General features: G+C 73.1%; 20 protein-coding genes. 4 read left to right on the top strand and 16 right to left on the bottom strand.

All coding sequences use genetic code 11. From position 1 onward, the window contains the following. A complete protein-coding gene (locus ABD140_RS02100; protein ID WP_344236046.1) occupies positions 1-1824 on the bottom strand; it encodes an SIP domain-containing protein in 1824 nt (607 codons plus the stop codon). A gap of 245 nt (positions 1825-2069) precedes the next feature. On the opposite strand from ABD140_RS02100, the gene ABD140_RS02095 reads away from it, so the two are divergent. Continuing rightward, complete coding sequence (locus ABD140_RS02095; RefSeq protein WP_344236044.1) at positions 2070-5438, top strand: pyruvate carboxylase; 3369 nt, start codon at positions 2070-2072, stop codon at positions 5436-5438. A gap of 219 nt (positions 5439-5657) precedes the next feature. Beyond that, positions 5658-6179, top strand: coding sequence for an EF-hand domain-containing protein (locus ABD140_RS02090; protein WP_344236042.1), 522 nt, complete (start codon positions 5658-5660; stop codon positions 6177-6179). A 112-nt stretch (positions 6180-6291) separates the two neighbouring features. Here the strand turns inward: ABD140_RS02090 and ABD140_RS02085 are convergent, their stop codons facing one another. The 5 genes from ABD140_RS02085 to ABD140_RS02065 all read right to left on the bottom strand — a co-directional run bounded on the left by ABD140_RS02085 (position 6292) and on the right by ABD140_RS02065 (position 12554). Further along, positions 6292-7719 (bottom strand): MFS transporter, encoded by a 1428-nt coding sequence (locus ABD140_RS02085; RefSeq protein WP_425544071.1) that lies wholly within the window; start codon positions 7717-7719, stop codon positions 6292-6294. Positions 7720-7901: 182 nt separating this feature from the next. After that, positions 7902-8942: an alpha/beta hydrolase gene (locus ABD140_RS02080; RefSeq protein ID WP_344236038.1), complete on the bottom strand. Its 1041-nt coding sequence runs from the start codon at positions 8940-8942 to the stop codon at positions 7902-7904. 118 nt (positions 8943-9060) lie between these two features. Continuing rightward, the gene (locus ABD140_RS02075) at positions 9061-10167 is read right to left on the bottom strand and encodes a serine hydrolase domain-containing protein (protein WP_344236036.1); all 1107 of its coding nucleotides are present in this window, start codon (positions 10165-10167) and stop codon (positions 9061-9063) included. Positions 10168-10254: 87 nt separating this feature from the next. Then, the gene (locus tag ABD140_RS02070; protein ID WP_344236034.1) at positions 10255-11532 is read right to left on the bottom strand and encodes an MFS transporter; all 1278 of its coding nucleotides are present in this window, start codon (positions 11530-11532) and stop codon (positions 10255-10257) included. A gap of 167 nt (positions 11533-11699) precedes the next feature. Beyond that, positions 11700-12554 (bottom strand): LuxR C-terminal-related transcriptional regulator, encoded by an 855-nt coding sequence (locus ABD140_RS02065; RefSeq protein WP_344236032.1) that lies wholly within the window; start codon positions 12552-12554, stop codon positions 11700-11702. 111 nt (positions 12555-12665) lie between these two features. On the opposite strand from ABD140_RS02065, the gene ABD140_RS02060 reads away from it, so the two are divergent. Next, entirely contained in the window at positions 12666-14297 is a 1632-nt protein-coding gene (locus ABD140_RS02060) for an AMP-binding protein (RefSeq protein ID WP_344236030.1), read from the top strand. 1 nt (position 14298) lies between these two features. Here the strand turns inward: ABD140_RS02060 and ABD140_RS02055 are convergent, their stop codons facing one another. The 4 genes from ABD140_RS02055 to ABD140_RS02040 all read right to left on the bottom strand — a co-directional run bounded on the left by ABD140_RS02055 (position 14299) and on the right by ABD140_RS02040 (position 18218). Continuing rightward, positions 14299-15342, bottom strand: a complete 1044-nt coding sequence (locus tag ABD140_RS02055; RefSeq protein WP_344236028.1) for a lysylphosphatidylglycerol synthase transmembrane domain-containing protein — start codon at positions 15340-15342, stop codon at positions 14299-14301. 97 nt (positions 15343-15439) lie between these two features. After that, positions 15440-15691: a hypothetical protein gene (locus ABD140_RS02050; protein WP_344236026.1), complete on the bottom strand. Its 252-nt coding sequence runs from the start codon at positions 15689-15691 to the stop codon at positions 15440-15442. Further along, entirely contained in the window at positions 15688-16875 is a 1188-nt protein-coding gene (locus ABD140_RS02045; RefSeq protein ID WP_344236024.1) for an LLM class flavin-dependent oxidoreductase, read from the bottom strand. The genes ABD140_RS02050 and ABD140_RS02045 overlap by 4 nt, the downstream gene beginning before the upstream one ends. Next, positions 16872-18218 carry an NtaA/DmoA family FMN-dependent monooxygenase gene (locus ABD140_RS02040; RefSeq protein WP_344236022.1) on the bottom strand — a complete coding sequence of 449 codons (1347 nt, stop codon included), beginning with the start codon at positions 18216-18218 and terminating at the stop codon, positions 16872-16874. The genes ABD140_RS02045 and ABD140_RS02040 overlap by 4 nt, the downstream gene beginning before the upstream one ends. Positions 18219-18463: 245 nt before the next feature. Between ABD140_RS02040 and ABD140_RS02035 the strand changes: the two genes are divergently transcribed. Then, on the top strand, positions 18464-18982 hold the full coding sequence (locus tag ABD140_RS02035; protein WP_344236020.1) for a nitroreductase family protein: 519 nt from the start codon (positions 18464-18466) through the stop codon (positions 18980-18982). A gap of 77 nt (positions 18983-19059) precedes the next feature. Here ABD140_RS02035 and ABD140_RS02030 read toward each other — a convergent pair whose 3' ends face one another. The 6 genes from ABD140_RS02030 to ABD140_RS02005 all read right to left on the bottom strand — a co-directional run bounded on the left by ABD140_RS02030 (position 19060) and on the right by ABD140_RS02005 (position 24379). Beyond that, entirely contained in the window at positions 19060-20202 is a 1143-nt protein-coding gene (locus ABD140_RS02030; RefSeq protein WP_344236018.1) for a ligand-binding sensor domain-containing protein, read from the bottom strand. A gap of 115 nt (positions 20203-20317) precedes the next feature. Next, positions 20318-21475 (bottom strand): hypothetical protein, encoded by a 1158-nt coding sequence (locus ABD140_RS02025; RefSeq protein WP_344236016.1) that lies wholly within the window; start codon positions 21473-21475, stop codon positions 20318-20320. Between the two features lie 148 nt (positions 21476-21623). Next, positions 21624-22070: a hypothetical protein gene (locus ABD140_RS02020; RefSeq protein WP_344236014.1), complete on the bottom strand. Its 447-nt coding sequence runs from the start codon at positions 22068-22070 to the stop codon at positions 21624-21626. A gap of 280 nt (positions 22071-22350) precedes the next feature. Next, complete coding sequence (locus ABD140_RS02015; protein ID WP_344236012.1) at positions 22351-22998, bottom strand: rod shape-determining protein; 648 nt, start codon at positions 22996-22998, stop codon at positions 22351-22353. A gap of 78 nt (positions 22999-23076) precedes the next feature. Next, complete coding sequence (locus tag ABD140_RS02010) at positions 23077-23235, bottom strand: hypothetical protein (protein ID WP_344236010.1); 159 nt, start codon at positions 23233-23235, stop codon at positions 23077-23079. A 202-nt stretch (positions 23236-23437) separates the two neighbouring features. After that, positions 23438-24379 (bottom strand): LysR family transcriptional regulator, encoded by a 942-nt coding sequence (locus tag ABD140_RS02005; protein ID WP_344236008.1) that lies wholly within the window; start codon positions 24377-24379, stop codon positions 23438-23440. Between the last annotated feature and the right edge of the window lie 75 nt (positions 24380-24454).

The raw sequence follows: 24454 nt of genomic DNA, 5'->3' as shown, positions 1-24454 counted from the left end.
TCAGGTGAGGTGTTCCAGGATCCAGAGGTGGTGGTCCCAGCCGAGTTCTCGGGAGTCCATGAGGTGCAGGCCCGCCTTTTCGGCGAGGGCGGTGATGTCGGGGACGGGGCGGCGGGCGCTGCCGAAGGCGCAGCGGAGCTGGAGCTGGACCAGGGGGTCGGGGGCGTCGGCGGGGAGGATCTCCTCCACCAGGAGGAGGCGGCCGCCGGCGGGGAGGAGGGCGGCCGTGTCGGCGAGGACCTGCCGGGCGTCCTCGTCGGGGAGCCGGTCGAGCTGGTGGGTGAGCAGGAGGGTGGACTCGCCCGCGGGGGGCAGGAGCGTGCTGGCCGGGAGGAGCTCCACGCGGGGCAGGACGTCGGTGTCGAGGACGGTGTCGCGCAGGGTTCGCAGGCCCGAGGGCAGGGAGGAGATGCGGATGCGGAGCTCGGGGAAGGCCTTGAGGAGGGCGTTGGCGAAGGAGCCCGTGCCGTTGCCCGCGGCGCCGAGGGACGTGACCGAGGACCAGTCGTAGGAGCTCAGCAGGGTGGGGGCGACCCACAGGGCGAGGTCCTCGGCGGCGGCGCGGGCCGAGCCGGCCAGGTGCTCGTCCTCGCGTACGGCGGCGGCCACGGGCAGGCCCGCGGTGGTGCGGTAGGCGGGGCGGCCGGTGCGGAGCGTCTCGTCCAGGCGGGAGAGCGAGAGGTCGAGGGCGGCCTGGATGCCGCTCAGGTGGAACTCCTCGGCGGAGTGTTCGTCCTGGGCCAGCTCCTGGCCGACGGGGGCGAGGGTGTAGCGGCCCTCGGCGGACTCCAGGATCTCGATCCGGGCCAGGTAGTCCAGCAGGGGTTCCAGGACGGACGGGTCGGCTCCGGAGCGCAGGGCCAGCTCGGCGGGGGTGTCGACGCCCTGGTTCAGGAGCTCGATGAGGCCGGCGGTGACGGCGGCGCGGATGGCGAGGCCGGGGCCCAGGTCGGCGAGCTCGTGGAGGCGCTCGTGGGCGATCTCCTCCTCGTCGGACCAGTCGGGGGCCTCGGGCTCGGTGCGGCGCCAGTAGCCGGTGAAGTCGAGGTGGGTCTTGGGGACGCCGCGGTCGCCGACGAGGTGGCGGCGGATCGGCTTGAGGGTGAGGGCCTCGCCGGCCGCCCACACGAAGACGTCGCCGGGGAGCCACTCGAGGCCGCGGACCGCGTCCTCCAGCAGGGTGGTCGTGCCGGCGGGCGCACCGCCGCGCAGCAGCCACACGATGTCGGCGTCGGCCTCGGTGGGCAGGGGGAGGCGGTCGGCCTCGCCGGAGACCTCGACGAACACCTTCGCCCTGGTGCCCGCGGGCATCTCCGACAGCCAGCGGCCGATGGAGGGCAGGGCGGTCTCGTCGCCGAGGACCAGCAGCCAGTCGACGCCCTCGGGGTGGCTGGACGACATCTTCGGGCCGGCGATCCACGCGGACCGCCCCGGCACGGCGTCCATGGCCCAGGCGGAGGCGCGGCCCCCCTCGTGGCGGACGAAGTCGAAGTCGACCTCGCCGGCCTCGGGGTCGAAGCGGTGCGGCGTGTAGTCCTTGGAGATGGGGCGCTCGTCCTCGGGCCATTCGAGGCTGCTGATGTTCTGGCCGGGCAGCACGGGGCGGTCGGCGCCCTCGGCGGGGAAGAAGAACTTGACGTGGTCGTCGAAGCCCTCGGTGGCGAACGCGGGCAGGTCCAGACCGTCGCGGGTGAAGGCGCGCAGCTGCTCGCCGCCCAGGGTGATGCGGCGCAGGTTCGGGGTCACGTCCGTCACGCGCAGGATGGTCAGCTCCCGCAGCACGATGGGGAAGGTGGCGACCTGACGGGGGCTACGGGTGGTCACTCGACCGCTCCTTCTGTTCGGTTTCCCTCGCCCCCGACCCTAGCGGGTTAGGTTAACCTTGCCTAACTTTCGTCGGCGCGGCGGCGGCACGCCCCCGGCCGCGCCTCCGGCGGAAACCGCGACCGGGTATTTGCTTCTTTTGCTAAGCAACAGCGAAAAATTGCACTAATTGGCTAATTGGTGCCCTTCCTGGGGTCCGGCGGTTCGTGTGACGGTCGCGGTATCCGAGCACGAGGAGCACTGCCGTGATCACGAAGTTGCTGGTGGCCAACCGCGGTGAGATAGCCGTGCGCGCCTTCCGCGCCGCGTACGAGCTGGGCATCGCGAGCGTCGCCGTCTACGCCCACGAGGACCGGTTCTCGCTGCACCGGCAGAAGGCCGACGAGGCCTACCTGATCGGCGAGGTCGGGCACCCGGTCCGCGCCTACCTGGACGTCGAGGAGATCGTCCGGACGGCGCTGCGGGTCGGGGCCGACGCCGTCTACCCCGGGTACGGGTTCCTCTCGGAGAGCCCGGAGCTGGCCGAGGCGTGCGAGCGCAACGGGATCGTCTTCGTGGGGCCGCCCTCCCAGGTGCTCCGGCTCGCCGGCAACAAGATCGAGGCGGTCGAGGCGGCGCGCCGCGCGGGGCTGCCCGTCCTGCGTTCGGTGACCCCCCGACCCGGCCGGGAGCTGGAGGCCGCCGACGAGGTGGGGCTGCCGCTCTTCGTCAAGGCCGCGGCGGGCGGAGGCGGACGCGGGCTGCGCCGGGTGGACCGGCGCGAGGACCTCCTCGCCGCGGTCGAAACGGCTCGCCGCGAGGCCGAGAGCGCCTTCGGCGACCCCACCGTCTTCCTGGAGCAGGCCGTCGACCGGCCCCGCCACATCGAGGTGCAGGTCCTCGCCGACGGGGCCGGGCACACCGTCCACCTGCGGGAGCGCGACTGCTCGGTGCAGCGCCGGCACCAGAAGGTCGTGGAGATCGCGCCCGCGCCCCGGCTGGACCCGCTGGTCGTCCAGCGGCTGTGCGCGGACGCGGTGGCGTTCGCCCGGGAGGTCGGCTACGCGGGCGCCGGGACCGTGGAGTTCCTCGTCGACGAGCGCGGCGAGCACGTCTTCATCGAGATGAACCCGCGGATTCAGGTCGAGCACACCGTGACCGAGGAGGTCACCGGGATCGACCTCGTCCAGTCGCAGCTGCGCATCGCGGGCGGGCAGACGCTCGAGGACCTCGGCATCTCCCAGGAGAACGTCACGGTCTCCGGGTTCGCCGTGCAGTGCCGCATCACCACCGAGGACCCCGCGCAGGACTTCCGGCCCGACACCGGGCGCATCTCCGCCTACCGCTCCCCCGGCGGCGCGGGCATCCGGCTCGACACCGGCACCGCCTACGCGGGGGCCGAGGTGTCCCCGCACTTCGACTCGCTGCTGGTGAAGCTGACGACCCGGGGGCGGACCTTCGAGGACGCCGTGCGCCGGGCACGGCGTGCCGTCGCGGAGTTCCGCATCCGCGGGGTCGCCAGCAACATCCCGTTCCTGCGGGCCCTGCTCGATGAGGCGGACTTCCGCGCCGGCGGCGTCACCACCGCCTACATCGCCGAGCACCCGGAGCTGATGACCGCCCGTTCCAGTGGCGACCGCGCCACCCGGCTGGTGCGCTACCTGGCCGACGTGACGGTCAACAAGCCGCACGGGAACGCCCCCACCGAGCTGGACCCGGCCGAGAAGCTGCCGCCGCTGCCCGAGGGGCCGCTCCCCGAGGGCTCCCGCGACCTCCTGCTCGCCCTCGGTCCGCGCGCCTTCGCCGAACGGCTGCGGACCCAGAACGCGCTGGCCGTCACCGACACCACGTTCCGCGACGCCCACCAGTCGCTGCTGGCCACCCGCGTGCGCACGTTCGACCTGCTGCGGGCGGCGCCTCACGTGGCGCAGACCCTGCCGGAGCTGCTGTCCATCGAGGCGTGGGGCGGCGCGACCTACGACGTGGCGCTGCGCTTCCTCGGCGAATCGCCCTGGGACAGGCTCGCCGCGCTGCGCGAGGCCGCCCCGAACACGTGCATCCAGATGCTGCTGCGCGGACGCAACACCGTCGGCTACACGCCCTACCCCGACTCCGTCGCCAAGGCGTTCGTCGCGGAGGCCGCGCGGACCGGCGTGGACGTCTTCCGGATCTTCGACGCGCTCAACGACGTGGAGCGCATGCGCCCGGCCATCGACGCCGTCCTGCACACCCACGCGATCGCCGAGGGCACGCTGTGCTACACCGGCGACCTGTCCTCGCCCGGGGAGCGGCTCTACACCCTCGACTACTACCTGCGCCTGGCCGAGCAGCTCGTCGGGGCAGGCGTGCACGTCCTGTGCGTCAAGGACATGGCGGGGCTGCTGCGGGCGCCCGCCGCGCGGACCCTCGTCACCGCGCTGCGCGAACGCTTCGACCTGCCCGTCCACCTGCACACCCACGACACCGCGGGCGGGCAGCTCGCCACCTACCTCGCCGCGATCGAGGCGGGCGTGGACGCCGTGGACGGCGCGTCCTCGCCGCTGGCGGGCACCACCAGCCAGCCGCCCCTGCAGGCGATCGTCGCGCACACCGACCACACCGAACGGGCCACCGGCCTCGACCTGGACGCCGTCACCGCGCTGGAGCCCTACTGGGAGGCCGTGCGGCGGCTGTACGCGCCGTTCGAGATGGGACTGCCCGCGCCGACCGGCCGGGTGTACCGGCACGAGATCCCCGGCGGGCAGCTGTCGAACCTGCGCCAGCAGGCCGTGGCGCTCGGCCTCGGCGACCGGTTCGAGGAGATCGAACGGCTCTACGAGGCAGCCGACGGCATCCTCGGCAGGCTCGTCAAGGTGACGCCGTCCAGCAAGGTCGTCGGCGACCTCGCGCTGCACCTGGTGGCGGCCGGGGCCGACCCGGCGGAGTTCGCCGCCGAACCCGGCAGGTTCGACATCCCCGACAGCGTCATCGGCTTCCTCTCCGGAGAGCTCGGCGACCCGCCCGGCGGCTGGCCCGAACCCTTCCGGAGCGACGCGCTGCACGCCCGCTCCCACACCCCGCCGCAGGCCGAGCTGTCGGAGGAGGAGGAGAAGGCGCTCGCCGGGCCCGACGTGCGCGCCGTCCTCGACCGGCTCCTCTTCCCCGCCCCCGCCAAGGCCTACGCCGAGTCCCGCGCCTCCTACGGCGACCTGTCGGTGCTGCCCACCGAGGCGTTCCTGTACGGGCTGCGCCATGGCCGCGAGGTCGCCTTCGACCTGGAACCGGGCGTACGGGTGCTCGCCGCGCTGGAGGCCGTCGGCGAGATCGACGAGGCGGGCTGCCGCCAGGTCATCTGCACCGTCAACGGCCAGATGCGCACCCTGGCCGTCCGCGACCGCTCCGTGGCCCTGGACACGCCTCCCGTCGAGCGCGCCGACCCCGCCGACTCCCGTCACGTCGCCGCGCCCTTCTCCGGCACCGTGACCGCCCGCGTCGCCCCCGGCGACCCCGTCGAACCCGGCGACGTCGTCGCCACCATCGAGGCCATGAAGATGGAGGCGTCCATCACCGCCCCCGTCGCCGGCACCGTCCTGCGCGTCCCCGTCCCGGGCCCCGCCCAGGTGGAGGCCGGCGACCTCCTCGTCCTCCTCACCTGACCCTCCTCAACCCCTCCCCTTCCATGCCCCTCCTCCCGGCCGCTCGCCTCCTTCCGCCCCCGGAGGCGAGCGGCCTCACTCCTGCGGTGCTTCGGGGACCTGCCCCCGGGGGCGGGCCGCAGACCGTTACTCCAGGCGACCATGTCGTCACTTCGGCGTGAGGGGGAGCGCCCTGTGGGGGCAGTGTGTCCTCTCGGGCGTGCGGGGACGATCCGGGGCATGGCGAGTTCTTTCCAGCGGGACAAGGTGCGGCTGGTCTTCGACGCGATGGACGGCGACGGCGACGGGACGCTTCGGGAGGCGGACTTCGAGGCTTTGGCCCTGCGCTGGGCGGCGGTCCGGACGGCGGGTGACGAGGAGCGGCTGCTGGCGGTCATGCGCGGCTGGTGGGACACCCTCGCCGCGCACTCCCGCACGGCGGACGCCGTCGCGATCGGCGACGTCCTGGCCGTCGTCGACCTGCTCGCCAGCATGCCCGACGCGGTCACCGCGACCGCCGACGCGATGTTCGAGGCCGTGGACGAGAACCGGGACGGCCGCATCTCCCCCGCCGAGTACCGCCGCATGATCGAGGCCTGGAACGGCGCGCCCGCCGAAACCGGCGAGGCCTTCGCCCTCCTGGACCTCGACGGCGACGGCGCCATCTCCCGTGAGGAGTTCGCCGCCCACTGGTACGAGTTCTGGGCCGGCGACGACCCCGCCGCCCCCGGCAGCCGCATCTTCGGCCGCGCCCCCGGCTGACCGCTCCCGGAGACTCCAGCGCCGTCCGCCCGGTCCCTTGGACCGGGCGGCCGGCGCGTCAACCCGAAGGCCGGACGGCGCGTCACCCGAAGGCCGGGCGTCCAGGGCGCGGTCAGTCCAGGGGCGGGGCGTCCAGGGCGCAGTGGTGGCGGGCGGGGGTGCGGGGGCAGGGGGTGGCGGTGCGGAGGGTGGCGGCGGAGAGGAGGCCGGCGGCGATGCAGAGGGCGGCGGCGATGAGGGAGGCGGTGTGGAAGCCCGCGGAGAAGAGTTCGGGGTGGAGGTAGGCGTCGCCGCTGATGCCGGCGAGGGCGGGGAAGACGGCGACGGCGATGAGGGAGGCGGCGCGTGCCACGTCGTTGTTGACGGCCGAGGCGATTCCGGCGTGGCGGGCGGGGACCGCGGCCAGGACCGTCGCGGTCAGCGGGGCCACGGTGATGGCCAGGCCGAGGCCGAAGACGGAGACGGCCGGGAGCACCTCGGTCAGGTAGGTGCCGGACTCGTCCACGCGGGTGAGCAGGGCGAAGCCGAGGCCGACGACGACCGGGCCGACGCTCATCTGGAGGCGGGGGCCGATCCTCGCGGCCAGCGCGCCGGAGCGCGACGACAGCAGCAGCATGATGACGGTGACGGGGAGCAGCGCGATGCCCGCTTCCAGGGCGGAGTACCCGGAGACCTGCTGGAGCTGGAGCGGGAGCAGGAACAGCGCGCCGCCCAGGGCGCCGTACACGATGAACGTGACGATGTTCGTCACGCTGAACGCGACGGAGCGGAACATGCCCAGCGGGAGCAGCGGGCTCTGCACCCGGCGCTCCCACCAGACGAAGGCGACCAGGAGCAGGCCGAGCGCGGCGACGGGCGTCAGGCCGCGCGCGGGGCCCTCGATCAGGGCGTAGGTCAGGCCGATGAGCCCGCCGGTCACCAGCACCCCGCCGACGACGTCGACGCGGCCGGTCGCCTCGGCGTCCCGGGACTCCGGGACGTGCCGCCAGGTCATCGCGAAGACGAGCGCGGCGAGCGGCAGGTTGATCACGAAGATCAGCCGCCAGGACACGGCGTCCACCAGCCAGCCGCCCAGGAACGGCCCGATCGCCGAGGCCACCCCGCCCAGCCCGGACCAGGCGCCGATCGCCTTGCCCCGGTCGTCGGGATGGAAGGTCGCCTGCAGGATGGCGAGGCTGCCCGGCGTCAGCAGCGCCGCCCCCACCCCCTGGAGCGCCCGCGACCAGATCAGCATCCCGGGCCCGGTCGCGACGGCGCACAGCACGGACGCCGCCGCGAACCACACCACGCCGATCTGGAAGACGAGCCGCCGCCCGTACCGGTCGCCCAGCGCGCCCGCCACCAGCAGCAGCCCGGCGAGCGTCAGCGTGTAGGCGGTCACCACCCACTGCAGGCTCTCCAGGTCGGTGCCGAACTCCCGCCCGATGGCCGGCAGCGCGATCCCCACCACCGTCGCGTCGATCGCCGCGAGCGCCGAACCCAGCACCATCGCGGCCACCACCCACCGCCCGGCCGCACTGCCGTACCGCAAGTCCCCCACCCCGTCCCTCTTCCCCGCCCGCGCGGGTCCAGACCGCCCGACGGACGGAAACCCGGCGGCCCGAAGGGCGCAAGGCCCTTCCCCGCGTCCGGGACGCGGGGAAGGGCCTGCGGTACCGCGGGCCGGAGGTACGGCCGGTCATGCGGGCCGGAGGTACGGCCGGTGCGGGTCGGGTGCGGGGGTCAGGAGGTGAAGCCGGCCTCCACGCGGGGGAGCCAGTCGCGGAGGGAGGCCTCCACGCAGTTGCCGTTGGCGTGGACGCCGGTGCAGCCGGTGCCCCAGGCGGAGCCGTTGCCGTAGTTGACGTAGCGGTAGGTGATGCCTTCGGCGTCGAGGGCGGCCTTGAAGTTGGTGTTGAGGACCGTGGCGCCCTGCTCGATGATGTCGGCGTTGCCGTGGTAGAGGCCGAGGTTGACGTCGGTGAGCTGGTCGGCGTGGAAGGTCGGGTTCTCCTGGTGCCAGATGCCGGGGTCGGGGAACGGGATGAGCGGGCCGAAGATCACGTTGTCGGGCAGGGTCGGGCCGTAGGAGCCGTCGCAGCCGACGACGGCGCTGCACCAGTCCCCGAGGTTGCGCAGGCCGTTCATGACGGCGAGGCGGCCGAGGGTGTCGGCGATGTCGACGGGCCCGGACATCGAGGCCGCGTGCGCGAACAGGTCGGGGTGCTTGAAGGCGTAGTGCATCGCGCCGAAGCCGCCCATCGAGTAGCCGGTGATGGCGCGCTTGTCCCGTGTCGCGAGGGTCCGCAGGTTCGCGTCGATGAACGGGATGACCTGGCCGATATGGAAGGTCTCCCACTTGGCGGCGCCCGCCGCGCTGTTCTGGACCCGCCAGTCGGTGTACCAGCCTCGGTTGCCGCCGTCGACGATGACCGTGATCATCGCCGAGCGGGCGGAGGCGTCGAGGAACGCCGGGAAGGCCCAGCCGGGCTCGCCGCCGCTCGCGGTCGGGTGCGCGCCGTGCAGGAAGTAGTTGACGGGGTAGCGCTTCGCCGGGTTCGCGTCGTAGTCGGCGGGCAGGATGATCCGCATCGTGCGTTCGCCCGCGACGTTCGGCGTCGTCACCTTGAAGGTGAAGTTCGTGTCGGTGCCGGCGGGCGCGCCGGTCACGGTCAGGCCCGCGGCGTCCGTCAGCGCGGGCGGCGCGGCGTGCGCCGGCGCCGACCAGGGCAGGGCCAGCGCCGCGACCATGAAGGCCGCCGCGGTGGTGAACCACTTCTTCACGCGTTCTCCTCTTTCGGGGGGACTGCCGAACGGCCCGGGCGGCGGGGCGGGCCTGTGAGGGTCCGGGGCCGGAGGGCGTTCGGGTCAGAAGGCGTTCGGGTCAGAAGGCGTTCAGGGGTCAGAGGTCGCAGTAGGCGGAGGTGGCGCCGGTCCCCAGGTGGTTCTGGCCGGGGGTGCCGCCGAGGAGGTGGTTCTCGTTGGCGGCGACGGCGACCTGCTTGGAGCCGTTGTCACTGGTGAAGGTGAGGGTGTAGTAGCCGGGCACCGAGCCGTTGTGCCACCACACGTCGCCGCAGCCGACGTCGCTCTTCGCCAGGCCCAGGCCGTAGGAGCCGCCGATCTCGGGGGCCGGGACCGTGGTCTTCAGCTCGGCCAGCTGGGCGGGCGGCAGGAGGGTGCCGTCCAGGAGGGCGCGCTCGAAGGTGTTGACGTCCTCGAGCGTGGAGACGATCGCCCCGGCCGTCCAGGTGGCGGAGACCTTCTGGGTGGTGACGCTCATGTACGTGATCGGGGTCGTGAGGAAGTAGCCCCGCAGGTGCGTGCCCGTCATGGTGTTGGCCGAGGGCAGGCTCGTGTCGGTGAGTCCGAGCGGGGTGAAGATGCGGTCCTGCATGGCCTGGGCCGCGCTGGTGCCGGTGGCCGCCTCGATCACCATGCCGGCGAGGACGTAGTTGGCGTTGGAGTAGTGCCAGGTCTGCCCCGGCGCCCCGATGGGCGTCTTCTTCGTGGCGCCGTTCACGAGCTGCTGCGGGGTCCACTCGGCGCCCCACAGGAAGCCGTCGATGTTCATCGTGTACTGGGGCAGGCCGGAGGTCTGGTTGAGCAGGTGCCGCAGCTTGATCTGCGTCGCGTCGTACCCGGTGCCGCTGACGACGCCGGGCAGCCACTGCTCGACGCTGTCGTCGAGGTCGAGCAGTCCCTCGGCCTCCAGCAGCAGGATCGTCGCCGCCGTGAACGACTTGCTGACACTCCCGATCCGGAACCTGGCCGCGGGGTCGGCCGCGGCGTTCGTCGACCTGTCCCCGACGCCGACGTGCAGGGACTGCTCCTGCCCGCCGTCGCGGACCATCCCGATCACACCCGGATACCCGGCCGCCTGGCCCTGCTGCATCCCGCTCAGCAGGGTCTGCGCGGCGTCCGGGACCGCCGCTTCGGCGGGTGCCGCGACTCCGAGCAGGCCGAGCCCGCACAGAGCCGCGATCGCGGAGAAACGCTTGGCTTTCATGACACTCCTTGAGTCAGGGGTGACTTGACCAAGCGGCAGCCTAACTTTCAAAAAGACATTTTTGGCTTTTCGTAATTGAGGGATGGATCACACCGGACCGTCCCGATGATCATAGATACCGGCCCTCCCCCACCGCGCCCGGGGGGTGAGCAGGACCGGGAGGCAGGAGGCGAGGTAGCCGAAGGCGCAGACCAGGAGGGTGGTCCGGGCCGTGGCGGCCTCGGTGAGGAGGCCGCCGAGGAGGGCTCCGGCGGGCATGACGCCCCAGTTGACGAAGCGGGCGGTGGCGTTGACGCGGCCGAGCAGGCCGGCCGGGGTCAGGACCTGGCGGAGGCTGACCGACGCGACCGCCCACGAGGCGACGAAGAAGCCGTCGACGGCCAGGCCCGCGGCGGCGAGGCCGAGCCGCCAGCCCGGTTCGGCGAACGGTACGAGCAGGAGCGCCAGCCCGGCGAGCACCGCGTTCGCCCAGAGCAGCCGCGCACCGCCGATCACCCGCTGCTGCGCCTCGGTGGTCATCGCGCCGATCACCCCGCCGACGCTCCCCGCCGCCAGGACCATCCCGTACGTACCGAAGTCGACGCCCGTCTCCTGGACGAGGAAGACGGGGAGCATCGCCATCATCGCGGTGCCGAAGAGGTTCGCGACCGCCGAGGAGGCGACCAGCGCGCGCAGGACGTCGTGGCGGGCGAGGAACACCAGGCCCTCGCGCATCTCCGTCCACAGCCCGCGGCGCTCGGCGGCGGGAGCGGGTTCGTCCGCCCTGATCCCCAGGAGGAGCAGGGCGGAGCCGAGGAAGCTGAAGGCGTCCAGGACGATCGCGGCGGGTGCTCCGACGAGGCGCGTCAGCCATCCGCCCAGTCCCGGCCCGGCGACCTCCGCCGCCGTGCCGAGCGTCTGGAGCCGGGTGTTGCCCTCCACCATCCGGTCGGGGGCAATGAGGACCGGAAGGTAGGACTGGTAGGCGACCTGGAAGAACACCGTCGCCAGGCCCGTCACGAGCGCGACGGCGTACAGCTGCGGCAGCCCCAGCCCGCCGAGCAGGTGGGCGACCGGCAGCGACCCGAGCGCGACGGCTCGCACCACGTCGCACACGATCAGGACGGGTTTCTTGGCCATCCGGTCGACCCAGACCCCCGAGGGCAGTCCGACCAGCAGGAATCCGGCGGTCTCGGCGGCGGTGAGCAGGCCGAGCTGCGCGGGCGAGGCGTCCAGGACCGTCAGCGCCAGGAGCGGCAGCGCGACGAGGCTGATCTGGCTGCCGACCTGGCTGACGGCGTGCGCCGAGGCCAGCAGCGCGAACGCGCGGTGCCGCCACAGGCTCGGCCGAGGGGGAGGGGAAGAGGACGGGGGAACGGTGCGCACGGCGCATCCTCCAGCGATGACAGAGGCTCTCATGGGCGGGCGGGAACAGCGCGCGGCCGCGGCGGAGCGATGCTGCGACGCCGCTGGACCGCGGGGTCCACTACCCGAGGAGAGTCGTCATGACGGGAGATCCTAGGGGAAGCGCTCGCGCGCGGCAAAGCCCGGAGTCAGGGGAGGATGCCGCGGCGGCGGGCCGAGACGACGGCCTCGTGGCGGGTGTGGGCGTCCAGTTTGCGCATGGCGCTGCGGAGGTAGGCCTTGACGGTCTCGGGGTGGAGGGAGAGGCGGTCCGCGGCCTCGGCGTTGGTGCAGCCGAGGGCCACCTGGGAGAGGACGTCCAGCTCCCGCGGGGAGAGGGGGTTGGGGGGCGGGGGGTCCTGGGGGGAGGTCAGAGTGGTCAGGCGGCGGGCGGCCGACTGGAGGCGGGCGCGCAGGGCGGGGTCCGCCGCGTCCTGGGCGATGCCCCTCAGTTCGGCGTGGAGGGCGCGGAGCTCTTCGGTGAGCCGGGGATCGGCGGGGGCGGCGGGAAGGGTGCGGGCCAGGCGGAGGCGGCGGTCGACCTCGTCGCGGACGGACAGTTCGGCGGCGAGGCGGTGGGCGGTGTCCGCCAGGAGGCTCTGGGCGCGGCCGCCCAGCGGGTCGGGGCCGCGGTCGGCGGCGTAGAGGACGCCGCGCACCGCGCCCTGGACGGTCACCGGGACGGCGGTGACGGCGCGGATGCCCTCGGCCAGGACGGGGGTGTCGTAGTCGTGGGTGATCGAACCGGCGGTGCCGTAGTCGTTGAGGGTCATGGGGCGGGCGGCGGCCAGGACGCGGCCGCCGAGGCCGGTGCCGGGGGCGACGCGGAGGCCGCGGAGGCCGGACGTGCGGACGCCGAGGAACTGGGCGAGCGTCAAGTTTCCGTCAAGGACCTGGCCGCCGAAGATCACGGGGAGGCCGGAGCGGTCGCGCAGGAGGCGCAGCGCCTGGCGGTAGGCGTCGCCGTCGTCCGGCCGCAGCAGGCCGTCCGGGGCGGAGAGCATGGTGTTCACCCCTTTCCGGGGGTAGTCCCTTCCTGAACTCTCCTCACAAGATAGACGAACGTCACACACCGGCTACAAAAGCCGCCGTGCCCGGGAAAGCGAGGGATCTTCATGGACCGCGTCGAGGAATTGCTCGCCCGCTACGGCTCTCCGCAGGCGTGCGCCGCGGAGCTGCTGTGCGACCGCCACCCGGCCGATCATGTCGCGTTCACCGTCGTCAACGCCGACCTCTCCGCCGAGGACCTCACCTACGGGCGGCTGCGGCGGGACTCGGCGCGGTTCGCGGCGGCGCTGGCCGGGCTGGGCGTGGAGCCGGGCGACGCCGTGGCCACCCTCATGGGCAAGTCCGCCGACCTCGTGGTGGCGCTGCTGGGCATCTGGCGGCGGGGCGCGGTGCACATCCCGCTGTTCACCGCGTTCGCGCCGTCGGCCATCGCGCTGCGGCTGAACGCCGGCGAGGCCAAGATCGTGGTCTCCGACGCCGGGCAGCTGCACAAGCTCGCCCCGGGCGAGGACTTCCCCGCCGAGGCGCCCTGGGAGACGATCGTCGTCGGGGCGGACGCCGCCGGCGGCTTCTCCTTCCACCGGCTGCTCGAGCTCTACAGCGACGACGATCCCGCGGCCGCGCCCGCCGTCATGGGCGGCGACGCCCCGCTCGTGCAGCTGTTCACCTCCGGCACCACCGGCACGCCCAAGGGCGTCCCCGTGCCGGTCAAGGCGCTGGCGTCCTTCCAGGTCTACCTGGAGTGCGGGCTCGACGTGCGGGCCGACGACGTGTTCTGGAACGCCGCCGACCCCGGCTGGGCCTACGGCCTGTACTACGGCATCCTCGCCCCGCTCGTCGCGGGCCGGCGCAACCTGCTGCTGAGCGCCGGGTTCAGCCCGGAGCTCACCTGGCAGGTCCTCCAGCGGTTCGGCGTCACCAACTTCACCTCCGCCCCGACCGTCTACCGCAGCCTGCGCGCCTCCGACGTCCCCGCGCCCGAGGGGATCCGGCTGCGCCGCGCCTCCTCGGCCGGGGAGCCGCTCACCCCCGAGGTCAACGCCTGGTCCCGCGAGGTGCTCGGCACCGCCGTCCGCGACCACTACGGCCAGACCGAGCACGGCATGGTGATCGTGGACGCCTGGGCGGACGGCCTGCGCACCGAGGTCCCTGCGGGCTCGATGGGCAGGGCCCTGCCCGGCTGGTCCGCGGAGGTCCTGCACGACGACCGCGACGAGCCCGCCGGCCCCGGCGTCCTCGGCCGTGTCGCGCTGAACGTCGCGGAGAGCCCGCTGATGTGGTTCCACGGCTACGTCGACGCCCCCGAGAAGACCGCCGAGCGCTTCACCGCCGACGGCCGCTGGTACCTCACCGGCGACTCCGGCACCAGGGACGAGGACGGCTTCTTCCGCTTCTCCTCCCGTGACGACGACGTCATCATCATGGCCGGCTACCGCATCGGCCCCTTCGACGTCGAGAGCGTGCTCGTCCAGCACGAAAGCGTCGCCGAGGCCGCCGCCATCGGCGTCCCCGACCAGCTGCGCGGGGAGGTCCTGGAGGCCTACGTCGTCCTCTTCCCCGGCGTCGCGGAGAGCGACGAACTCGCCGAGGAGCTCCAGCACCTCGTCAAGACGAAGTTCGCCGCCCACGCCTACCCCCGCACCGTCCACTTCGTGGCGGACCTTCCCAAGACCCCCAGCGGCAAGGTCCAGCGCTTCGTCCTCCGCAGGCGGCGCTCCTCGGAGATGCGCACCTCCTGACTCACCGGGCGGCGGGCTCCTCGGCCTTCTGGCGGGAGACCACGAGCCAGCTCGCCCAGCCGATGGGCTGCAGCAGCCAGAAGCTGAAGATCCGGTACAGGAGGGTGGCGGCGATCGCGGGGCCCGTCGGCATGCCGTACAGGACGAGGAGCGCGGCCATGCTCGCCTCGATGACGCCCAGGCTGCCGGGGGTCAGCCGCAGGCTGCCGGGGATCTGGGCGAGCGAGAAGGCCAGCAGCAGCCCGTGCCAGGGCGGGTCGATGTCCATCGCCCACATGCAGGCGAGCAGGCAGGCGACGTCGAAGAGCCAGTTCAGCAGGGCGAGCCCCAGCGGGGGCAGCCACGGCCGGACGCCCGGCTCCAGGCCCCGCACCTGGCTCACCGTGTGCGCCAGGCCCTTCTGGAGCCGTTCGATCCGGCCGTTCCGCCGTCCCAGCCCCGTCCAGGACCGCCGGACCCGGTCGCGCACGGCCGGGGACCGCACGAGAAGGAGGCCCGCTGAAACCGACAGGAAGAGCGCGATCAGCACGCCCGCCACGGGGTGGACGAGGGCGGCGGTCCCCTTCGCGCCGGCGGTGAACAGGCCCAGCACCATCAGGACGCCCAGACTCGCCACCGACAGCAGCCCGGCGACGGCCAGCACGGCAGCCGCGAGGGACCCCTCCACGCCCCTCCGGCGCAGCTGCTCGTAGTTCCAGGCGGTGGCCATGGCCGCCCCGCCGGGAATCGCCCCGGCCATGGCGTTGGCGCCCAGCATGATCGCCGTCCAGCGCCGCAGGCTCCAGCGCGTCCCGCCCGCCAGCAGCAGCCGGCGCTGCACGGCGGCGAGGCAGAGGAGCGACACCGCCTCGCACACCGCGGCGACCGCCAGCCGGGACGGGTCCGCCCTGGCGATGAGGTGCAGCGCCTCCTCCAGCTCCCGCCGCTGGGAGAAGACGAGGAAGACCGTGAGCACCGCGACGAGGACGGTGAGCAGCCACCACGCCCAGCGCGGCCATCGGAAACGGTGCTTTCCGTTCTTCCGGGCTCCCGGCTGCTGGGACATGAACGATCACCGTGCGCGGGCGGCCGGCGGCCGGCGGATCGGGACGGTGTTCTCCACGGTCCTCTTCCTGCCCGCATCACCGCCCGTCGGCACATCGTCACCCCGAGGAGTCGCCCGCGGCTCCCGTGGCGGTTCCCCATTCCTCGGCGAGGAGCTCGAAGGAGCGCAGCCGGTCGGCGTGGTCGTGGGTGATGGTGGTGACGAGGAGCTCGTCGGCACCGGTGACGTGCTGGAGGACCCGCAGGCGCTCGGCGACGGTGTGCGGCGAGCCGACGAACCGGGTGTCGACGCGGTCTGCGACGAGGGCGAGGTCGAGGATGGACAAGGGGATCGTGCCGGGGCCGCTCATGAGGCGGTGGCGTAGCGGTTGGCGGGGCGGGGCAGGCCGAGGCGGGCGCGCAGGGCGGTCTCGGCGTACCGGTCGCGGAAGGCGCCGCGGGACTGGAGTTCGGGGACGAGGGAGCGGGTGATGGCCTTCAGGTCGCGGGGCAGGGCTCCGGGGCGGAGGCGGAAGCCGTCGAGGCCGGCGGAGTGCCGGTCGAGGAGGAGGTCGGCCAGGCGCCGCGGCTCGCCGACGAAGACCTCCGCGTCGAAGGCCGGTTCGGCGCCGTCCAGCTCGTCGAGGATCTGCTTGCGGCCCTTGGCGTCGGGGCCGAGGAAGACGACGAGGTCGGCGAAGACCTTCAAGGGGGCGCCGGTGCGGCCGACCCGGGACTCGGCGTCGCGGACCTGGGCGATGACCTCGGCGGTCTCCTGCCGCGAGTGCGGGGTGATGTACACGACGTCGGCGGAGCGGGCGGCGAACTCGTACGGGAGCACGTCGTGGGCCAGTGCCGTCACGAGCGGCTGCCCCTGCGGCGGGCGGGGGGTGATGGACGGGCCGCGGACGGTGAAGTGCTCGCCCTCGAAGTCGATGTGGTGGAGTTTGCCGCGGTCGATGAAACGGCCGGTCGCGGCGTCGCGGATCTCCGCGTCGTCCTCCCAGCTGTCCCACAGCCGCCGGACGACCTCGACGGCGTCGTTCGCCTCGTCGAACAGCTCCCTGACGAACTCCCTGCCTTCGGGCGCCTCGGAGAAGGCGCGGGTGAAATCGGGGAACTCCCGGCGGCCGAAGTGCCCGGCGTCCGGCCTCCGGCCGGAGACCTGGGGGCGCCAGCCCGCCCGGCCCCCGGTGGCGTGGTCGAGGGAGGCGATGCCGATCGCGACGTGGAACGGCTCGGTGTGCGTCGTGCCGGCCGTCGGGACGAGGCCGAGGTGCGAGGTCGCGGCGGCCAGCCGGGCGGCGACGAGCACCGCGTCAAGGCGGCCGCGCACCTGGTCGGTGCGGTCGTCGGGTCCTTCGGACCGCGACGACTGGAGCGCGAAGGCGTCCTCCAGCGTCACGAAGTCCAGCAGGCCGCGTTCGGCCTCGACGGCCAGGTCGGTCCAGTAGCGGGCGGAGAACAGCTCGTCGGGCCGGGCGAGGAGGTCGCGCCAGGAGGCGGGGTGCCAGCCCGTCCCCTCCAGGGCGACGGCGAGGTGCAGAGCGGTCATCGGGCTTCCTTCCCGAGGGGGCGGGGGGTGGTGAGGCCGAGGTGGTCGCGCAGGGTCGGGCCGGTGTAGTCGGTGCGGAAGACGCCCTTCTCCTGGAGGAGGGGGACGACGTGGTCCACGAAGTCGTCGAGACCGCCGGGGGTGAGATGCGGGACGAGGATGAACCCGTCGGAGCCGTCGTTCTGCACGAACGCGTCGATCTCGTCGGCGACCGAGCGCGGCGTGCCGATGAAGGACTGCCGCCCGGTGACCTCGATGACCAGTTCGCGCAGGCTGAGGCCCTTCTCCTCGGCGATCCGCCGCCACTCGCGGACGACCGCGCCCCGGTCGCCGCGGAACTGCGCACGGCCCCGCGAGACGCCCTCGCCGAGGTCGGGTTCGAGGTCGGGCAGCGGCCCGTCGGGGTCGTGGTCCGACAGGTCGCGGCCCCAGAGGCCTTCGGCGAACGCGATCGCCGTCTGCGGGCCCACCTGTGCCCGGCGGATGCGCGCCGCCCTCTCCGCGGCCTCCTCCTCGGTGCCGCCGAGCACGTACGTCGCCGCCGGGAGGATCTTGAGGTCCTCGGGCCGCCTGCCGTACCTGGCGAGCCGGTCCTTGACGTCCTTGTAGAAGACGCGCGCCTCCTCGAACCCGCTGTACCGGCTGAAGACGACGTCGGCGTCGGAAGCGGCGAACTCCCGCCCCTCGTCGGAGTCGCCCGCCTGGATGATCACCGGGTGCCCCTGCGGGCCGCGCGGGGTGGTGAACCCGCCGGAGATGTCGAAGTGCCGGTCGGCGTAGCGGAATCCGCCCTGGCCGGGACGGACGAACTCGCCCGACGCGCGGTCGGCGAGGATCGCGTCGTCGTCCCAGGAGTCCCACAGCTCGCGCGCCGCCCGCAGCATCGCCTTCGCCCGCTCGTAGCGGTCGGACTCGGCGAGGTAGCCGCCGCGCCGGAAGTTCTCGCCGGTGAAGGCGTCCCAGCTCGTCACCACGTTCCAGGCGGCCCGGCCGTCGCTGAGGTGATCGAGGGTGGCCAGGCGGCGGGCCAGCTCGTAGGGCTCGTTGAAGGTGGAGTTGACGGTCGCCGCCAGCCCGAGGCGGGAGGTGACGCCGGCCAGCGCGGACAGGTAGGTCAGGGACTCGGGTCTGCCGACCACGTCGAGGTCGTGGATCCTTCCCTTGAGCTCGCGCAGCCGCAGCCCTTCGGCGAGGAAGAAGAAGTCGAATCTGCCGCGTTCGGCGGTCCGGGCGAGGTGGACGAACGACGCGAAGTCGATCTGGCTCCGGGATTCGGGGTCGGACCACACGGTGGTGTTGTTGACGCCGGGGAAATGCGCGGCCAGGTGGATCTGCTTGGGCATCAGGTGTCTCCCGGGACGAGGGCGGGAAGGGCGTCGGTGCGGGCTGCGTGCATGGGGGGTCGTGCCTTTCCGGAGGGCGCTCCCATTAACCCACTTAAAAGGTAGGAAAATCAGGTTTGACTGTCAACGGCCTCCGGCGGCCATGGCGCAATGCTTACCGGGACCGGCCGGTCGCTTCAGGCACCGGGGGAAGGAGCCTCAGGGGCGCCGCTGCGGCGTCCGGACGCTCGAAGGGATGTTGGGACATGGAGACGTGGGACGCCGTCCGCGCACGCCGCAACGTGCGCGATTACACCGATCAGCCGATCGCCCGCGAGGCTCTCGAACGCATCCTGGAGGCCGGACGGCGGGCGCCGTCGTCGAAGAACTGGCAGCCCTGGAACTTCGTGGTCGTCACCGAACGCGAGCGGCTCGTCGAACTGGCCAAGGCGTGGGAGCCGGGCGGGAAACACATAGCGCGCTCGGCCGCCACGATCGCGCTGGTCGGCGAGGAGCCCGAGGACGCCCGGCACCGCGACTGGCTGATGTACGACTTCGGCCAGGCGACCGCGAACATGATGCTCACCGCCGTCGACCTCGGCATCGGGTCCGGCCACTCGGCCGTCGCCGACCAGCGGCAGGCGCAGCGCGTGCTGGGCTTCCCCGACGGGTACTTCGCCGCGTTCCTCATCGGTCTGGGCCACCCCGCCGGCCGTCCGCTGCGCCCGATCGACCGGCCCGACCGCCGGCCCTTCGACGACGTCGTGCACTGGGGCGGGTGGTGAGCGCTCCCCCGGCATGCGCGAGGGGCGCGACCGTCAGGTCCGCGCCCCGGGGGGTGAGGTGATGCAGTGTGCCGCCGTCAGCCGTTGGTGATGGCCTTCAGGTCGCCGGTGACGGCATCGACGCCCACGGCGATCGACTTGTCGGTGCCGGGGATGGCGCGCATCCGGTAGAGGGCCCTGGGCAGTCCGGGGACCGTCTCCCACTTGCCGCCCTCGTAGCGGACCAGCTTTCCGCTCGTCTCCAGGAAGGGGACGTACGCGTACGCGATGCCCCAGATCCGTCCTGCAGTGTCGGTCATCACCTGCTTGCCGGGGGTGTTCTGCGGCAGGTCCGAGGTGATCTCCCAGTCGGATCCGGTCCACCGGACCCAGCCCTCCTTGGAGTCGTCCCTCAGATAGATCCAGTAACCGCCGGAGGCGGTGACAGTGCGCGCGTTCTGGTATTCGGCGGGGAACGGGGTCTCCTGCCAGGCGCCGTCCCTCCAGACCGCCAGCCCGGTCCCGGTGGTCACCCAGGCCCCGTCCGTGTCGTTCACTTGCAGGTAGGCCAGGGAGGCGCCGGCGGGAAGCGCCACCTGGCTCCAGGCGGAGCCGTCCCACCGGTGCAGGGAGTCCTGCGTCCGCAGCCACGCCTCGCCGGACGGGAGGGAGTCGAAGGTGATCACCCGCTTGCCGAGGTCGAGGTGGGGTGTCCAGGTCGCCCCCTCCCGCCGGAAGACCCTGCCGTTCGCCTCCGCGAGCCAGAGCCCGTCCCCGTCGGCCGCCAGGTGGCGCAGCCGCTGGCTGCCCTGGTTCACCGGCGGGGCCTCGACCTCGGTCCAGGCGGTGCCGTCCCAGTGGCCCAGGTAGGTGTCGGTCAGCCCGGTCTCGTCGTCCTCCTCGCGGACCCCGGCCACCCAGACGTCGTTCGGGCCGGCCGCGCTCAGGTCGAACAGCTGGCCCTCGGTCCCGATGCCCTTGGGGTTGTACGCCCGCCAGTTCTCGCCGTTCCACCGCTGCAGAATCGGGAAGTAGGCGGACTCCGAGGTGTACTGGTAACCGGCTATCCAGACCTCCTCGGCGCTGACCGCCTCGACGTCGCGGAGGTCGCGCTTCGGCAGGGTGACGACCGGCCGGATGACGCGCCACTCGTCCCCTTCGGCCCCCTGTGCCGCCCCTCCGGGCACGGCCACGGTCGTCGCGGCGATCGCCGCCGCCATGATGATGTGCTTCTTTCTCATGCGTCTCGCTATCGGTCGTGCGGCTGCGCCCGCTCAACGGCGGGAGCAACCGGTTCCAGAGCGGTCTTCCGGACGGATGTGCGCGAGAGGAGCGGCTCGTGGTGCCGCACCCCCGTCAGCCGTTGGTGATGGCCTTCAGGTCGCCGGTGATGCCGTCGACGCCCACGCCGATCGTCTTGTCGGTGCCGGGGATGGCGCGCAGGATGTAGTTGGCCCTGGGCAGGCCGGAGACCGTCTCCCACTCGCCGTCGCGGTAGCGGATCAGCTTGCCGCTGTGCAACCTGGTCTGCTGCGGGTCGAAGGGGACGGCGACGGAGACGCCGTCGACACCCCAGACCCGGCCTGCGGAGTCGGCCGTCACCTCGCGGCTCGCGCCGCTGGCCCGGTCCGCGACGAACCAGCCGGAGCCGGTCCACCGGAGCCAGCTCCACTCACCGCCTCCGCCCAGGCGGATCCAGTGCCCCGCGGAGAGGCCGGTGACGCTCCGGTTCTGATACCCGTCGGGGAACGGCGTCTCCTGCCAGGAGCCGTTGCCCCAGACCAGCAGACCGGCCGGGGTGGGCACCCAGGCCCCGTCCTGCTCGGTGATCTGCACCTGGTAGACCAAGGCGCCTTCGGGGAGCGCCACCTGGCTCCAGGCGGTGCCGTCCCAGTGGTGCACGGCGCTCTCCGTCCGCAGCCACGCGTCGCCGGACGCGAAGGACTCCAGCGCGTACACCGGCTCGCCGAGGTCGAGGTGGGTGGTCCAGGACGTCCCGTCCCACCGGGAGACCCGCCCCCCGGCGTCCGCGAGCCAGACCCCGCCCCCGTCGGCCGCCACGCGGCGGACCGAGCCGCCGGCCTCGTTCGCCGGCGGGGCGTCGACCATGCTCCACGCGGAGCCGTCCCAGTGCCCCAGATAGGTCTCGGTCAGGCCGGTCTCGTCGTCCTCCTCACGGACCCCGGCCACCCAGACGTCGTTCGGGCCGACCGCGCTCAGGTCGTACAGCCGCCCCTCGAAACCGATGCCCTTGGGGTCGTACGCCCGCCAGTTCCTCCCGTTCCAGCGCTGCAGGATCGGAAAGTAGGCCGAAGCCGAGCTGTACTGGTAGCCCGCGATCCACACTTCCGTGGCGCTGACCGCTTCGACGTCGCGGAGATCGCGCTCGGGCAGGGTGACGATCGGCCGGATGGCGCGCCATTCGTCCCCGTCCGCGGCCTGCGCCACCCCGCCGGGAACGACAACGGCCGTCGCGGCGACCACTCCCGCCATGATGATCTGCTGCTTTCTCATGCGGCCCACTATCGGCAGCCGGTCATGCGCCCTCAACGGCGAGAACAACGAATTCCAGAGTTTCCGTTGTGGAAATCTCTTGATGATTTTCGTTTTCTGTAAAGCGGCCGGGGGCGGGCGCTCCTTCCCTGGGAGGAGCGCCCGCGGGTCAGACGAGGCGGACGGCGGTGCGGCCGTCGGCGGTGACGCGGACCTCGTCGAAGTGGCCGGGGAGCTCGGCCAGCCAGACGCGGCCGGCCAGGGTGAGGGGGTCGGCCTCGCAGGTGCGGGCCGAGCGCCAGGGGCGGTGGCGCAGGAAGGACGGCTCGGCGCGGCCGCCGGCGGTCACGCCGTAGGCCAGGGTGACCGTGTCGATCGCCGCGGGGCCGAAGGCGCGGCCGAGCCTGATGTGGTGGGCTCTGAGCAGGAGCTGCTCCGGCACCGCCGGCCGGAGCAGCGAGTAGCTCAGGAGGGAGCCGCCGCCGGGGTCCAGCACCAGGCGGGCGGGGTGGCCGTCGTGGTGGTGGAGGTGGGCGGTCCAGCCGGTGAGCGGCAGCACCACCCGGCCGAGGAGGTTCCGGTTCGTCACGTCGTCGCCGGTCAGGTCAAGAGGCATCGTGTCACTCCACTCGCTTGCTGGGACCACGTCGGCGGCGCCGGGCCAACACTGGCCCGGCGCCGCCGAGGTGATCCGGAGCGTCCGTCCGCTCCATGTGTTCAGGGGTGGCCCGCCGCGTGGCGCGCGGCATGGGCGGCAGTCGTCGAAACAGACCCCTTCCGGCCCGGTGACCGGGCTCTTCGTCGTCTCTTCTCCCAGGATCGGCCGTTCCCCGGGCCACCACCATCCGGCCTGACACCCATTTTTCGGAAATCCACCATGTATCTCGCCGTACGGGTCATGCCTCCCGGAAGGCGAGCACCGCCCGTACGGACTCGGGGGCGAGGCAGAGGCGGGCCAGGCCGCGGATGGTGGCGCGGGCCGGGTCGGGCGCGATGCGCACGTCCACGGCCAGCCGGTCGGCGAGCCCGCCCGGCAGGGACGGCAGCAGGGCGCCGCCGCCGGTCAGCAGCAGGCCCCGCGCGCGTGCCCGGTTCCGCAGCCGGGCCGGCAGGTCGTCCAGCATCTGCTGGAGCTCGTCGGCCAGCCTGCCGTGCACGTGCTGCGGCAGCCGCGGGCTCGCGCTGCCGGGCGACCGCTCCAGCAGGTACTGGACGGAACGCGCGTGGTCGACCGCCCCTTCGACGATCACCGCCATCTCGGCGAGGCCCGCGCCGATGTCCAGCACCAGCCGGGGGCTCCTGTCGCCGAACGCGCGGCCCGCGCCGATCACCGCGGCCAGCGGCGCCTCCATGGTGCGCACCGGGCAGTCGGCCGCCACCTGCACGGCCGTCACGGCACGCCGCTGGTCCACGTCGGTGGCGGCGCTGGGCAGGGCCAGCAGGATCTCCTTCGGAGCGAGCGCGGCGGCCTCCCGCAGGACGCCGCCGGCCAGCCGGGCGCAGTCGCGGGTGTCGGTCACCATGCCGTGCCGGATGGGCCGCACCCACCCCGGAGGCGTCGTCCGCGTGTCGACCCACGCGTCCTTGTCGACGCCCCGCCTGCGGCGCGGCCTGGTCGCCTACTACGCGGCGGCCGCGGCGGGCACCGACGAGGGGCGGTCGACCATCACCTCGCGGGCGGGAACACTGACCCGGATGCGGCTGCTGCCCAGATCGACGGCGGCGCGCGGACCGCGCCGCGACCGGGACGCCGGGACGCCCCGGGCAGGACTCGACCGCATGCAGATCACCTCGGTGGACGGGGGCCGGTGCCCGCTCCCACGGGGGTCGGGAGCGGGCACGGCCGCCGGAACGACATTCCGGCGGCTCCTAGGCCAGGATCGGCCATCCCCTCCCCCGGCGCCATCGGGCCTACCACCCAATTTCCCGTGATCGCATGCTGTATCCGCCGCGTCCCGAAGCAGGCCTCGCTGCCTTCCGCCCTCACGCACCAGCCGGAAATCCCCCCTTTTCCGAGCCGCGGGCGGCGTCACCGTGGTCCCGGATGTACCTGCAGCAGCGGACGAAGTCTCCGACGACGGGATCGTCGTCCTCGGCCGTGTCCCAGGCGACTCCGATCCGGCTGGGGCTGACGCCGGTGAGGGGACGGTAGGCGATGCCGGGGCGCGCGTAGTAGCGGGCGGCGGATTCGGGGGCGAGCGCGATGCCGTAGCCGTTGGCGATGGCGCTGAGCCAGTCGTCGGGCTGGTCGGTGACCGCGCCGATGCGGACGGGGCGGCCTTCGCGTTCGTCGGCGGCCAGCCAGTGGTCCCGCCAGGACCCGGTCTCGGCGGGAGCGGCGACGAACGGCTCGTCCCAGAGCTCCGGGAAGGCGATCACTTCACGGCCGGCCAGCGGATGCGCCTCGGGCAGTGCGGCCCAGCGGGGTTCGGCGAAGAGCTCTTCCACCCGCAGGACGTCCTGGCCGGGAAAGGGAAGCCGGACCAAGGCGACGTCCACGTTCCCGGCGGCGAGCCCGGCGGTCGGGTCGGACCACGAGGCCTGCAGCATCTGCGCCCGCCAGCCGGGCCGGCGGCGGGCGAACTCCGCGATGATGCGCTGGGTCTCCTCATTGGCGGCGCTGGCCAGATAGCCGACGCGCAGCACGCGTTCCGCGCCTTCGGCCGCTCTCCTGACCCGCCGCACCGCCGAGTTCCAGTCGGCCAGCAGAGAGGGAGCCCGCTCGGCCAGGACGCGTCCGGCCTCGGTGAGCGCCATCCCGGCCCGCGAACGGTGGAACAACCGCGCACCGAGCAGCGTCTCGAGCTGCTTGATCTGCTTGGTGAGCGCCGGCTGCGACACGTACAGCCGCTCTGCCGCCCGCGTCAGGTTCCCCTCCTCCGCGACGGCGACGAAGTACCGCAACAACCGGATGTCGAGATCCATGCCGACAGGTTATAGATGCAGGTATTGGACGCCTGGATCGGCTCTCGAAAGGCTGGGCGCGCAGACGGGCGGCAG

Origin of the sequence: Actinocorallia libanotica (genome assembly GCF_039525175.1) — a bacterium.
Taxonomy (GTDB): Bacteria; Actinomycetota; Actinomycetes; order Streptosporangiales; family Streptosporangiaceae; genus Actinocorallia; species Actinocorallia libanotica.
This window is presented reverse-complemented; position numbering and strand designations above follow the sequence as displayed.